This window comes from Collinsella sp. CLA-ER-H7, assembly GCF_040092345.1.
GTDB lineage: Bacteria > Actinomycetota > Coriobacteriia > Coriobacteriales > Coriobacteriaceae > Collinsella.
In genome coordinates, this window is the sequence record NZ_JBBNLT010000022.1 from 1 (window position 1) to 12,874 (window position 12,874).

Genomic DNA, 12,874 nt, shown 5'->3' on the forward strand with positions numbered 1-12,874 from the left:
ATCTCCCGGAGCGCCGCGTCTATAATCTCCTGTAGGTCATCGTGTCTCTCGTTCACCTCAATGGTCCTCCTAACGCCGGCGTGTTGGCACCACCAGCGTAGTGGCGGCGGGGAGGCACGGTGGCCATATTCGGCGATCGTAATTGGTCAAAATTATTTGACCAATTACGGCTAAAATCGCCCGGCGCTAACAGCGCTTCGTTCGGCAAAAGACATCTACCCGAATGTCCGCCCCTGTTTTTATTGCTGCAATTAGCGCTGCTGTCCATCTTTAGCAGTCATGGTTCTTTGATTTGAAACTTGGGCTAGAACGTGAGGGAGCTGGGATCTCTATTCCCAGCTCCCTCACTATCCGCAGCCCTTGCTCTGCGATTTGTTTGCTGGAGGTGGTATCTCTGACGTCCGGCTTTAGGCCCAGTGCTTAGTCTTCCAATCTAAGCAAAACTTGCCGTTCTACTTCGGGAAAGGCGCTTGGCTTAATCATTCTTGCAGAGCTAATTCGACCTAGCTTAGATTAAGCAGCCGACATATCGCCCGCGCGGCTTTGCGGACGCTTCATCTATATTCTAGTGTCTTAGTTTGTTTGGAATAGTCGAAATCCCCTCTTTGGTGATAGCAACGCCTCAATCAGCCGCAAAATAATAATTCATAGAAGTTTATACGCTGCTTAGTCGTCAGTCTTCTTCTGTTCCTCATGCGTTTCCTTGTTTTTCAGCAATGCTAGATAACGCTCGAGTTCAGAAAGAGAGCCGCGGTATTTTTCAAATCGACGAGAATCATAAAAATAGATAACGAACTGATTATTGTCATCTAAAAAGCCCACTCTTAAATCAAGGGGCTCATGGAAGTACTGGCTTCCAGCGTTTTGCGATTCATCAAAAATCGGGTACTGCAACTTTTCAATCACAATGGCAGGCTGTCTGTAGTTTGGCAGCGTACGATTTCGCATACCAGCCTTCCAAGAAACAACATCCCCTGCCGATAGCGATTCGTTAGAAATATACGCCTCATAGGATTTTTTTAGCTCTTGTATAGCGGAGTCATCGTCTTTGGACACATTCAAAGAGTCGATAAACTTCTTCATATCGTCAGATTCCAAATTATGTGTCAGCAGGTTCCTTAATGCTGTGTCCTGAATCGCATTTTCATTCATATTTACCCCACTAAAATACTCTTGTTGCTGATTTGCTTATTAGCTAAATCGCTATCGTCTTTATATGTGTTTACATTGCTTACTGTAGTACCGGATTTTTCGCATGCCTCGCAAAGTTCGATTCTGCATTTAGCAATGGAGCAGATTTTGGCGTATTCAGCGATGGTGATCTGTACGTCATTTGTTAGATCGAGCTGTTTTGCTGCGCGTAAAAAAACAGAGGTGCTTGCATAAAGTGTTTCGATAATCCGCTTCGATAGTTCGTTTCCAGGCATGTTTAAGCACTTGGAAAGCGTACTGATTAGAGCGGTTTTGAACTCGTTGTCTAATAATGGCAAATACCACTTGACGGATTCACTAGAGTTGGTAAGACCCTTGTTCAGCAACGAAACAGAATCACGGATAATACCAACCGTTTTAACGACATCTGAATCGGAAGAGATATCACGATCCTCGCTGGAAAGATAGCAGTCTTTTGAATGTGGAAGAGCCTTTCCATTTGACCAGAGTTTAGGCGCCGGATGCATAACCTTATAGGCCGCAAACACTGACAACAGCGCACACAGGCTCGACAGTAATGAAATTAAGAACTCTAGGGCGCTCACTCTTCATCGCCATTCTCGCTACGGCCGAGACTCAATGCATCTCGTATTATCATTTCCAAATCATCAGCAGTAATTATGTACCCATCATTGCTTGTTTCATTTTCCCTATATTCATCAGGCCCAGAGCCCGCGTTACTGCTAGTGAAAGACATGGCTGCTAAATAAGCTGAAACGGCTAATGCAACCGATGAATTAATATAAGGAGACAAGCTTGTCTGTACATCAAAGAAGTGCGACTCAAACAGCATCTGATTGACCGCCAGACCACAAGACAACAAAAGCGAAAGCATGAGGAGGATAATTCCAACGCCCCATTTAATACCTGAATGAATTTTTGAACAATTGCCATGAATCAACTCAACACAGAGAAGTGACGCAGAAGAAAAACTAAAGGCCGCTTTACTCAGATCGCTCATAAAATACTCGTAGAAAGACTGTAATCCGGAAATTGCAAGTAATATACCGCAGGCAATAGTGGGAAGTAGAATTCCGACAAGATTCCAGATGAAGGCAATGCTAAATTCAAAAATAAACTGATGGCTTTGCCGAAAGCCGTTCACTTTATTAATAATACTGCTAATCAACTTGTTCAATCAGAATTGTTACCAGAATTCAGTTATTCATCTAGGCAGATTTATTCCAAATAAGGTAAAACTTACCGAATTTAAATAATCTATAGAGCGATCTCCGGACGAGCGTCGATTCATCATTTACCTTTCTTATAGCCACAACGCCACCCTGTCAGTTCAAAAAAATTGCGACTAGCGTCACGAACCACGCGCCGGCTGCTGAGTAGATCCACGTGGAACGACATATACAAACCTCGCACGCAACGGCGGGCTCTCGCACCGCTTGCAGCTGCCCGTCGCATGCCGCTAGCGAATGCCCTCGCGAGCAACCTTGAGCACCTTGCGTTTGATCGCTCCCAGTTTGCCGCGGACGCGCTGCTTAAGAGACGACTTGAAGTCGTACTTAGCCATCAGTCCCTCGATACCCATCCTTGAAGCAAGATCTGCCATAAACTCATCGCACTTCGCATACGGGGCAACCGATTTGACCAGGCTAGGATTGCCAGCAAGAACCTGCTCGATGGTCGCATCGCCACAGTCAATGGAGTTCGCAATTCCTTGAAAAGCTGCGATACCCTTATCGGTATTACAGATAACCGCAGAGACACCCTTAGAGTAGTCGACCTCAGGATGGATACCCTGGAAACCCCAGAAGTCGCCGAGGGTAATATCGGAGCCGCAACTTCTCTTGGCAGGGCACATGAAACAAGAGGGCCTCAGCGACGCATTGGCCAGAAACGCTTTCATGTACCAGTCCTGATTGAAAATGGTGGATTCACAATTAGGAGATGGGTCTTTCTCCGCTATGTACTCGTACATAGCGGAGAAAGACAACCATCCGGTTGTCTTTCTCCGCATATTAACGTCACACACGTTCGATCCGCGGAGCGAATTCTTGTAGTCAATCCACTCCGACCAGAGGCGCGGCGCCGGGACACCGTGGCAGATGACGTCGACGGTCAGGAGCAGGCTGCTCTCCCCCATCTTTCCCAGATAGCGCTTGAGGCCCGCGATCTGACATGCCGTGCCGGCGAAGAGGACACGGCGACCCGAGCGGATTGCATCGCGAATCCCAACGTAGACCCCCCTGCCGATGCGGCTCTGGACGTACTTGGATCGCATGACGCAATCGAGAGAGGCAGCATCCTCGACCAGCACATGCTCGACGTGGCGGCAACCGTCGGCCCAGGCGGCTCCGCAGACAACACCGCCGCCCGCGATCACACTTTCTGCTAGGAGGCCAAAGATGCCGCCACTGGAGGAAGCCTCCAACAGCTCACTGGACTTGCCCTTGGCCCAGCGGATCCCGAGAGCTTCGTCGCACTTGCCCCCGCCAAGCGCGGGACATACCGAATCGCACGCATGGCACCCCAGACAGGCGCCTGCATCGATAACGGGATGTAGGAAGCCAAACTTATCCTCCTGCATGGAGATGCACGACTTGGGGCACTTCGCGGCACATGCACCACAGCCACAACAGGCTTCGCCGAGCTTGGATATCTTCATCTCGTCATAAGACACAGCGAACTCCTAACGAAGGAACGGCAGGCGAGCAGCGAGCATGTTCTTCTCGTCGGCATCGAGTACGAACGCCCACATAGCGGCCATGAACAGGACGGTGTAGACAGCACCCCAGCAGAGGAACAACGCCCATCCAGTGACGGGCACGAAGGCTGATCCCAGCAGGCATGCTGCGAGGACGCAAGCGGAGACCAACAGCACGGGAAGGTTGCGGCGCCAGTAGAAAACCATATCGAGCCCAATCCTCTTCTGGTAATACCAGTTCATAAAGAGGCCGTTGCCCAACGAAATGCTCAGAATGTAGGCGATGGCCGGAGCCCAATAACCCAGAACAGGTGACATAGCCCAAGTGAACACAACGTTGATGCCCGCCATGCAGAGATAAACGACGGAGCGAGCCTTGTGCTTGTTCTTGGCGCGCTGAATCTCGATTCCTGTGTTCTGACACAGGGGAATTCCCAGTGGCAGCGCCATGGCGCAGATAAGCCAGTAGGCGTCCATGAAGCCCTCGCCCGCCCACTTGGCAATGAAGAAGCGCCCGAGAAGGACGAATCCACAGTACACCCAGCAGAATAGGAACATCTGGTAGCGACCCACGCGCGTCATGAGTCGGGTGAGTTTAGTGTTGTCATCGCTTGTGGCTACGATACGATTGATCATTGGAACAAAGACATTCGACATCACCGTTGAAAGGGAAACGAAGACGCTACGAACTTGAATTGAAATTGCAAACACTGATACGGTGACGGCACTCGTAAGAGCGCCAAGTAACATATTTGGAACACTCTGGTTAACCAGTTCACAAATCTGATTACCAAATATCCACGCGCTGAACGCGGCAATCGAGAGGAAGAGAGACCCGTCAAAGTGGAAAACATCAAATCTCATGCCAAGCTTTAAGACTGCGAACCTGGCGTTCAGAACCAACAGTGTCAATGAAACTGCAAGCTGCGCCGTCGCAACGCCCGCCGCCCCCATCCCAAGATTGAGCAGCACGAAAGCCACGCCAGGAGTCGCCAAAGATGTGAACATCTGCCTCGACTGTTGAAACTTGAACTGTTCATGGGCAAGAATGTACGCATCGAAAACGGTTGAAAAAAGCGTCACGGCGACGTTGAACGACATTATCACCATGAGTTTACCCGCGAGTCCCACCTGGTTGTCTGTGAAACTATCTGAGAAAAATGTCCCAACATTAGCAGAAAAGAGTAGGCCCAGCGAAAGGGCCACAACACAGACCGCAATGTAAAGCATGAGATACATGCCGTTGAGCCTGCGAATGTCGCCCTCGCTACCCTTCGCTCGTTCCTGCGTATAGAAGCGGATGTAGGCCTCGGAAAAGCCGAAGGTTAGAAGTGTAAGCGAGAATACGAACGAGTTGGACGTCTGGTATACGCCGTAGTCAGCCTGGCCCACGAATGCCAGCAGCATGGGCGTATAGACGAGGTTGACCAGGTTCTTGACTATGATGTTTGCATAGCCGAGTATCGCACCGGTCTTACGTTGGCTAACCATGATAGACAATTTCTTTTCTCGATTTGCTGAACAGGGATCGATTAAGGAAAGAATCGAATTTTGCGCGTTCAATTCGAAGCTTATCCTCAACATCAAAGGATTTTGGCTCCCCGCTTTCGAGGTAATTCCAATTTGCTTCACGCCAATTGCCTAGGCCAAGCTTCTCAGCCAAGGTATCGAACCGATCGCTCATGTCGAATTGCGAACCTGCGCGTTCGAACATCAGAAGCGGCTTACGATATAGGAGCGTAAAGATGCTTCCGTGGTAAGAATCAGTAGCAACAAGCGAGGAGTTCCTTATGAGGTAGATGAACTCAGAAGGTCCACAGGCAAAGAACCGAGGATCCCCCAGAAGATCTACGACCTCCAATCCCGCTCGTTTGCAATATTCGTCGAACATCGCAACCTTGGGAGAATCACTACCGAGAAAGTACTTCAGGGCATAGCGCCTAGGAAGTAAAACCGCAGGCGCTTCGGCGAGTTTATCCCAATCTGCAGCGTCAAGCATAAGGGTTGGATCGATCAAAACCTCCGCGTCCAACCCAGCGCATTCCTTAATCAATCTTGCGGCGTTCTTCTCCCTAACCGATATGAAATCAAACGCAGCGAGTCTTTCCCTGTATGCGTTTTTTTCTCCATGGGCAGCTCAGGTGCAGAAATGCTAGCCGAGAGAGACACTTTCTTGACACTTTCGGCAAAGCATAGAAACATAGCACCATTGCTATCAGGAATGTAAGGGGACCAAATCTGATCGCTTCCCGCTACAAAAGCGTCGAAACCATCGGATTTTCTCGGCGGGAAATCCGGCAAAGAATAATTCGGCTCATATTTAATATGTTCCTCATCGAATCGAAGAAACGCTGAATGCCTCGCTCGTTTGGCCCCCCTCTTACCAGCGAAGCTATCGACAAGAAAAACTTTAACCTGGTGCTTTAAGCTGCAACGTGGCTCGCTTTGGCGAATCGTGCTCGCATCCGCTCCCCTTCTTTGAAGCAGCTCCTGAACAGCATAATTCTGCAGACGCTGACCATAATTGTCCCCAAAGGTAAAAGTAACAATTCCGACCTTCATATTACCAGTCACTCCTTAGAAAGGGCCGACGTACTCTGAGCAATGGACTTCCACCTTTCGACGAGCGCAAGCCCTATAAGCAAGAACAGCAAGGCATTATTTGCCCTCGTAAAACACTGAGTGTAGATTGTCGCAGTTGTCGCAAGCGCAACAAGGGAAAGATAAAGAACGTATGGTCTGCGCCCCCGACACCCGCAAGACACGCAGAAGACATAGAAAGCAAACAGGGCAATAAGGAACCAAACGCCCAGAAGGATGACCAGCGATCCAAAATCAGCTTGGCCGAAATGAGTAAACCCGCAGAAGGCGCCCTCGTGGAATGTTGCTGCGCCCAAACCGATACCAAAAAGCCAGCTTGACGCCAAATTTAAGGCATAACCGATTATTGCAATTCTTTCTCCACTGCCCACCGCATCGGTTCCTATCGAACTAGAGCTTTCCACAAGGTCAAATAACGACAGGACATTGTCATCAAAAAAGTTTGCGAACGATGAATTGCATATGTACAGCAAGAAGACAATTCCCAGCAGGACAGCAAGAAACATCAGGCCCTTGGCGATTCTCATGAAATTGATCGATGACAAACCTTCGGCATAGAAAAGTAGAAGAACGATGGGCATCAAGGCGAACAAAGCCTTGTTGTCGTTCAAGGCGGCAATACCAAGTGAGCTAGCAAGAACCGCCGCCGCGCAACAAACGACGGGGATTCGCAACTCCCCGCTTCCATCCCGTATGCTGTTCAAATCAATGAGCAAAACGAAGCACGAGAACAACGCAACGGCATGGGTCGAAGCATACATGAAAAGACCTGAAATCAGGTCTTCATAGAAGGGAATTTGGCCCGTCATGGGGGCGGCCGCCATAAGAGAATATGGGTAATAGACCTGAATTAGGATAACTATACAGTTGACGGCATAGACAACGTTAAAGAAAACAATCCATCGCTGCTTGCCGAAATCCAGCAAATCTGACCCGTTGGTCTTCAGCATCACGATGAAGAGCGCATAGAAAAAGAAGGTCTGTATGGCTTTAAGGTTGTATGAGGTCTTACCGGGAACTATGCTCCCAGCAGAGTAACTCAAAACAAGGAGCATCGTAATTAGGCAGACGAGGAAAAGCAGCTTCTTCGGAATCTTCCAGCCACTGAAGATAAGGCGAACTCCAATGAGAAGAAAGATAACGTTATTTACGATTCCGGCCATACCAAGGTATTCAAGCAGAAAAACCTTAGCCATAATCAGACTGATTATCAGTGCATCTATCCCCGACCCTGTTTTTTTCTCAAGAATACTCATATGGCGAACTCTTGTTTTCGTTTCCGTGAATTTGCAGCCTCGATTTTTTTTCGCTCCCGACATGAATAGAAAATACGCAGCGGCAAAGAGAAGCAATTGTCTAGCCGGAATCTGTTGGTTCGGCATTGCCTCTCATTTTCGACGGCATTTTGCGCAGTCGGCCTGCTCGGTTTCGCCAAAGCAATGAATGCGTCATTGGTCGCGAGGGCCATCGCACCCCCATCGTGATTAGCGCGGAACCCGTTCAACAACTCCAGCAACTTATCAGGCTCGTCGAGCAGCTGACACAGCTCCTGCTCCGAAGAAAGAACCTGGCCGCAATGCGTCATACTCACAAACTCAGCTATGTTACCGCTTGATGGACAAGTGATGATAAAAGCATTTGAGGCATATGCCTCCATGCAGGTGTACGAATACGTCTCTAGGCATTGAGACCAAAGTAAAGCAGCATCCACATTCTCGCGTCGCAGCTCGTCAATCATAGCATTGGGTTTTCCTGGTGAAAATTCGACGAAGACCCGTCTCATTCCGCTAGGTAAAGGCTTCGTCTCGTTGTTGAACACAACGAATTCATATTTTCCCTGGCCACGAAACGCGTCAACAAGGCGACACCAACAGTCCCAGCCTTTTATAGACTGTTGTTTCCCAAGATATGCAACTTTGATCGCATGATTGGGAGGAAGCATCTCCTTGTTGTCAAGATAAATCCCGACGTATCTTTGATGTGGAATTACCGTGCAATGCCCCTTTGCTTCCGGATGGAAAGATTGCACCATTCTTTCGACAACGCTTGAAGGGCAAGCAAATACTATGCGATGAAGCTCGTTGTGCAGAAGCCTCCAGATGCAATCTTCACGAATACTGCTGTCAGCGTAATAGGCACATCCCGCGCATTGTGCGTCGCCCAATCTAGCAGATCCGCATAATTGAGTACCATCCTGTATCAAATTATAGTTTGTGCAGCACAGGTAGTAGTCATGCGCATATACGACCAGCTGGACCTTAGGATACGAAGATACTATGCCAGCAATCGATTCAAGGTTCCATCCCATGAAGTGATGGATGTAAATGCATCCCAGTTCATACTCGCCATCGAGCAAACGTCCTACCCTAGCCAAGAAAGCTTCAAGGCTGAAAACTCCTGCGAACTTACCATCGCATATCACACCGAATGAGTTGCTGAAAAGCCTCTTTGCAAATTTAGAAGAACCGCCAATGGGAAATAAGGCAACATACTTGATGCCAGCGTCATTGGCAGCAACCTGATGACTCATAACGACCTTCGGCGTACCCGTACGGTCAATAAGATAGTTCGAAAGCGTTATGGCAATGAACAGTTTCTTCTTTTTCATTCGTTCGGCCCATCCTGCATGATGGCCCGCAATGTCGCATCAAGATATGCATACCCCCACAGTGAATCAGGTTCCAGGTAGGCACCTTCTCCCCACTCGTTCCAAGCGTTTAGAAAGACCATCTTCTTGTCTAAGTCGCGCCTACGGCGCACCTCGTCAATCGTGTCCGCAAGCCATCGTCCATATAGCTCAGGCGTGCTCCCGTGAAAAATCGTTCCTCTGTGATTCCTTCGGGCCGTGTTGTCCCACATGGGCATAACGGCGGGATAGACCTTCTTATCGCGGCTCCAAGTCGCATATCGCTTATTCTCGACCAAATCCGCATAGTCGTAGACGGTGCCGCCGAAATCTTCGCGCAACGGACGCACCTGTTTGGTTATGTTGCGACAGTTGTGCTGCACCTGCTTGGGTTGGAACTCGCTCTCGGCATCAAAGCCAACTGCCGACCAATCAATGTTGGTATCACGCTCTTGCACGGCAATAAGATAGGGTTCTGAGCCGCATTCGTCCTTACAAATGCGGCGCCACTCAGAAATCACATGCTCCGGATCTCGAATAAGCGATGGGCGATACACGGATAGGACGGGCTTGCCGTCTATTCGGAGATATCGCTCATCGCTGAAATCATGGACAACATCCCTCATGAAGGCGGTGTAGTTCTCGGAACTCTGGGTGATCTCCATCAAGACATCGTTGCTCGTACCGCTGAATCGCTTTGTCCAGTTTTCATTCGCCCAGCAATAAAAGAAAGGCATGTCAAGGTTTGAGTCATCCAGAAACATATCTAAAGGTCCTTCGAGAAGTCTCTGACCACCATCGAACCAGTAGTAGTAAAAACAGAAAGCTCCTACGCCATAATTCTTCGCAAGCTCAATCTGCCTTTGCATATTGCATTTCAAGCGCAAATCGTAATAGCCGAGCTCGCCGGGCTTCCTTGGCTGATAATGCCCCGTGAACTGAGGGACGGCCTTGCAAACATTGTTCCACTCAGTGGTTCCTCGTCCCCACCAGGAGTCATTTTGAGCATTGGGGTGGAATTGCGTCAAATAATATGCCACCAACAGCACGTCCGACTTAGCCTCATCATGCCTTCGATAGCCGACGTAGCCCTCGGCACGCGCATCATAACTTTCTAGGACATGCTCGGCGTAAGAGCTCAAAAGGTCATTATCAGCCACAATACGCAAGGAGCCCGCATCGGCTGCCGCTTCGCGTTCGAGAATACGCTCATAACGCCTGACTCTGAGGTTTTCTTTAAATTCAGCGCTCAACGGGAGTTTCCAAAACAAACCTTTAAGCTTCTCGTTGATTTGTCCGCAATTAAAAAGATTCATCGACATTCACCATCACGTATTCCAGCCTCGAGAGAAGAACGACCCAAAGCTTCCGCGATCCGCTCGCTCGCATGTCCGTCGCCGTAGGGATTGGAGGCGCGGGACATGGCGACGTACTCTTCGTCGTCGCAAAGAAGCCTACTGAACTCGCGGTAGATGGCCTCCTCCTCGGTGCCGACGAGCTTCAGCGTGCCTGCTGCCACGCCCTCGGGACGCTCGGTGGTGTCGCGCATGACGAGCACGGGCTTGCCCAGGCTCGGGGCCTCCTCCTGGATGCCGCCCGAGTCGGTGAGGATGATGTGGCTGACGGCCATGAAGTTGTGGAAGTCGAGAACCTCGAGCGGGTCGATGATATGCAGCCGTTCGAAGCCGTCAAGCTCCTCGTGCGCCGCCTTGCGGACGAGCGGGTTCATGTGGATGGGGTAGATCGCCTTGGTGTCGGGGTGCTCCTCCATCACGCGGCGGATGGCGCGAAACATGCGGTGCATGGGCTCGCCCAGGTTCTCGCGACGGTGCGCCGTGATGAGGATGAGGCGAGAGCCCTCCGCCCACTCGAGCTCGGGGTGGGTATAGCCATCGCGAACGGTGGTGCGAAGGGCGTCGATTTCCGTGTTGCCGGTGACCCAGATCTTCGACTCCGGCTTGCCCTCGTCCAGAAGGTTCTTCTTGCTGGCCTCAGTGGGGGCGAAATAGTACTCGCTCACGATGTCGACCGCCTGACGGTTGAACTCCTCCGGCCAGGGGCTGAAGATGTCGTGCGTGCGCAGGCCCGCCTCAACGTGGCCCACAGGGATCTGCAGGTAGAAGCACGCGAGCGTAGCGGCGAAGCTGGTCGTGGTATCGCCGTGTACGAGCACGACATCGGGCTTCTCGTCCTCGAGGACCGCCTTGAGCTTGAGCAGTACGTCGCACGTAACGTCGAACAGAGTCTGTCCCGGCTTCATGACGGCCAGGTCGTAGGCGGGTTTGACGTCGAACACGCGAAGCACCTGGTCCAGCATCTCACGGTGCTGACCGGTGACCGTCACAACCGTGTCGAACTCGTCGGGGCGCGCCCTCAGCTCGTTCACGAGCGGGCACATCTTAATGGCCTCCGGGCGAGTGCCGAAGACGAGCATAACTTTTTTCATATCAGCCTTTCAAAGCAAGTTGATAGCCGTCGAGAGTTTTCTCAGCAGCCTTCTCCCACGTGTATTCCGTAATTACCTTTCGGCCGAAATCCTCGTCGTAATTGACGGCGTAAGCCTCATCCAGCGCAGCCCTGATGGAGGAAGGGCTGCTGACATCGCAATAAAACGCGCTGTCACCGAAATAATCCCGCGTCGTTCCTTTGGGAGATACCACGATATTGCACCCCATAGCGGCTGCCTCCAGACTCACGAGGCCCGGCGTCTCGAACCAACTAGGCAACACGCTCACACGGCACTCGCGGCACAGCTTGTAGATGTCTTCGTTGGGAATTTGCTCGATCCATTCCATGTTCGGATTGGCTTCTATCTCCGACACAACCTTGTTCGCATACTCGATATGCCCGGGAGACTTCTTTCCCACAAAGACGACCTTGTAATCCGACCCCTCCACCGCCTTGATTAGGTTGAGCTGGTTCTTGCGAATGTCGATGCGGCCGATGCAAACAATCCATCCACTGAATCGCTCGTATCCTGTTGATTCAACCTCTTTTGCGGCCTTAATGCTCGCGACGTCGACGGCGTTGGGGACGACCACATAGTTGTCGGTGCGAAAACCGAGATGAGCCGCTATCTGGTCCATCTCGGTCTTTGCATTCGGCAGGAACACATCGCAGTTGTCCAATATCTCGAGCTGCATCTTTTGGAAGCTATGTGTCATAAGGTAGCGTGCACCCTCGCTGCGCTCCCCGCGCAAGACGTACTTTCCGAAGGCCTTGAGGCGCTCCATTCCATCGACGCTAAGATGTTTTCCCAAAAAACCTCTCAGGCCGTTTGCTGCGCTTTTTTCGAAGCTGTCAGTCGGCCAGTAAATCGTGGAGAGCACGACAGGCTTTCCGGCCTCCTTGGCGTTTTTCGACTGGATGAAAGTTTCCTGGACCCGCGTGAGGTTGAACAAGTGGACCACATCGTATCCAGAAACATCGGGTCGCAAGTCCAAGGACAGGTCGACATCAATACCCTTTGATTCAAGGGCCTCCTTCGTCTTTACAAGTTGTGTCGTGTCACCGCCCGCTAGATCAAAAACGTTTTGGCGGGTCTGCATCAGTACTTTCACAGCTGCTCCATATTTGCTTTTTCAGAAGAGCCAAACAGGTATTCTTCGAGCTCATCCTCCCAGTCGGGCATGTGGAAGCCGACCGACTGGAGCTTGGACAGGTCGAGCGCGGAGTGGACCGGGCGCGGGGCGACGGGGCCCTCGGCGCTCGCGTAGTAGTCGGCGGTCGATACCGGCACGACCCTGTCCCCGTTGCCGTTGGCGGCCTCGAAGACG

General features: G+C 50.9%; 12 protein-coding genes and 1 pseudogene. All 13 read right to left on the bottom strand.

Annotated features, from left to right (window positions below; genetic code table 11):
• Positions 1 to 666: 666 nt before the first annotated feature.
• Entirely contained in the window at positions 667 to 1,152 is a 486-nt protein-coding gene (locus AAAX75_RS09830) for a hypothetical protein (protein ID WP_349092044.1), read from the bottom strand.
• Positions 1,153 to 1,154: 2 nt separating this feature from the next.
• A complete protein-coding gene (locus AAAX75_RS09835; RefSeq protein WP_349092045.1) occupies positions 1,155 to 1,757 on the bottom strand; it encodes a hypothetical protein in 603 nt (200 codons plus the stop codon).
• Positions 1,754 to 2,350 (bottom strand): hypothetical protein, encoded by a 597-nt coding sequence (locus AAAX75_RS09840; protein ID WP_349092046.1) that lies wholly within the window; start codon positions 2,348 to 2,350, stop codon positions 1,754 to 1,756. The genes AAAX75_RS09835 and AAAX75_RS09840 overlap by 4 nt, the downstream gene beginning before the upstream one ends.
• Before the next feature lie 282 nt (positions 2,351 to 2,632).
• Positions 2,633 to 3,847, bottom strand: a complete 1,215-nt coding sequence (locus AAAX75_RS09845) for a Coenzyme F420 hydrogenase/dehydrogenase, beta subunit C-terminal domain (protein WP_349092047.1) — start codon at positions 3,845 to 3,847, stop codon at positions 2,633 to 2,635.
• 9 nt (positions 3,848 to 3,856) lie between these two features.
• Positions 3,857 to 5,362, bottom strand: a complete 1,506-nt coding sequence (locus tag AAAX75_RS09850) for an oligosaccharide flippase family protein (RefSeq protein WP_161116192.1) — start codon at positions 5,360 to 5,362, stop codon at positions 3,857 to 3,859.
• Positions 5,355 to 5,954, bottom strand: a complete 600-nt coding sequence (locus AAAX75_RS09855) for a polysaccharide pyruvyl transferase family protein (RefSeq protein WP_349092053.1) — start codon at positions 5,952 to 5,954, stop codon at positions 5,355 to 5,357. Before AAAX75_RS09855 ends, AAAX75_RS09850 begins: the two co-directional genes overlap by 8 nt.
• The gene (locus AAAX75_RS09860) at positions 5,921 to 6,433 is read right to left on the bottom strand and encodes a hypothetical protein (RefSeq protein ID WP_349092048.1); all 513 of its coding nucleotides are present in this window, start codon (positions 6,431 to 6,433) and stop codon (positions 5,921 to 5,923) included. The genes AAAX75_RS09855 and AAAX75_RS09860 overlap by 34 nt, the downstream gene beginning before the upstream one ends.
• 8 nt (positions 6,434 to 6,441) lie before the next feature.
• The gene (locus AAAX75_RS09865; protein WP_349092049.1) at positions 6,442 to 7,728 is read right to left on the bottom strand and encodes a hypothetical protein; all 1,287 of its coding nucleotides are present in this window, start codon (positions 7,726 to 7,728) and stop codon (positions 6,442 to 6,444) included.
• Positions 7,725 to 9,080, bottom strand: a complete 1,356-nt coding sequence (locus tag AAAX75_RS09870) for a glycosyltransferase family 4 protein (protein WP_161116195.1) — start codon at positions 9,078 to 9,080, stop codon at positions 7,725 to 7,727. Before AAAX75_RS09870 ends, AAAX75_RS09865 begins: the two co-directional genes overlap by 4 nt.
• Positions 9,077 to 10,414, bottom strand: a complete 1,338-nt coding sequence (locus AAAX75_RS09875; RefSeq protein ID WP_161116196.1) for a glycoside hydrolase family 99-like domain-containing protein — start codon at positions 10,412 to 10,414, stop codon at positions 9,077 to 9,079. Before AAAX75_RS09875 ends, AAAX75_RS09870 begins: the two co-directional genes overlap by 4 nt.
• Positions 10,411 to 11,544 carry a UDP-N-acetylglucosamine 2-epimerase (non-hydrolyzing) gene (gene wecB / locus AAAX75_RS09880; protein ID WP_349092050.1) on the bottom strand — a complete coding sequence of 378 codons (1,134 nt, stop codon included), beginning with the start codon at positions 11,542 to 11,544 and terminating at the stop codon, positions 10,411 to 10,413. Before wecB ends, AAAX75_RS09875 begins: the two co-directional genes overlap by 4 nt.
• A 1-nt stretch (position 11,545) precedes the next feature.
• A complete protein-coding gene (locus AAAX75_RS09885; RefSeq protein WP_349092052.1) occupies positions 11,546 to 12,658 on the bottom strand; it encodes a glycosyltransferase in 1,113 nt (370 codons plus the stop codon).
• Positions 12,655 to 12,874 (bottom strand): annotated as a pseudogene (locus AAAX75_RS09890) (hypothetical protein); the annotation flags it as partial. The pseudogene AAAX75_RS09890 and the gene AAAX75_RS09885, both read right to left, overlap by 4 nt.

Excerpts from the sequence above, each read along its gene's own strand:
- AAAX75_RS09830 (WP_349092044.1), bottom strand. The coding sequence starts at position 1,152 with ATGAATGAAAATGCGATTCAGGACACAGCATTAAGGAACCTGCTGACA.
- AAAX75_RS09850 (WP_161116192.1), bottom strand. The coding sequence starts at position 5,362 with ATGGTTAGCCAACGTAAGACCGGTGCGATACTCGGCTATGCAAACATC.
- AAAX75_RS09860 (WP_349092048.1), bottom strand. The coding sequence starts at position 6,433 with ATGAAGGTCGGAATTGTTACTTTTACCTTTGGGGACAATTATGGTCAG.
- AAAX75_RS09865 (WP_349092049.1), bottom strand. The coding sequence starts at position 7,728 with ATGAGTATTCTTGAGAAAAAAACAGGGTCGGGGATAGATGCACTGATA.
- AAAX75_RS09870 (WP_161116195.1), bottom strand. The coding sequence starts at position 9,080 with ATGAAAAAGAAGAAACTGTTCATTGCCATAACGCTTTCGAACTATCTT.
- AAAX75_RS09875 (WP_161116196.1), bottom strand. The coding sequence starts at position 10,414 with ATGAATCTTTTTAATTGCGGACAAATCAACGAGAAGCTTAAAGGTTTG.
- wecB (WP_349092050.1), bottom strand. The coding sequence starts at position 11,544 with ATGAAAAAAGTTATGCTCGTCTTCGGCACTCGCCCGGAGGCCATTAAG.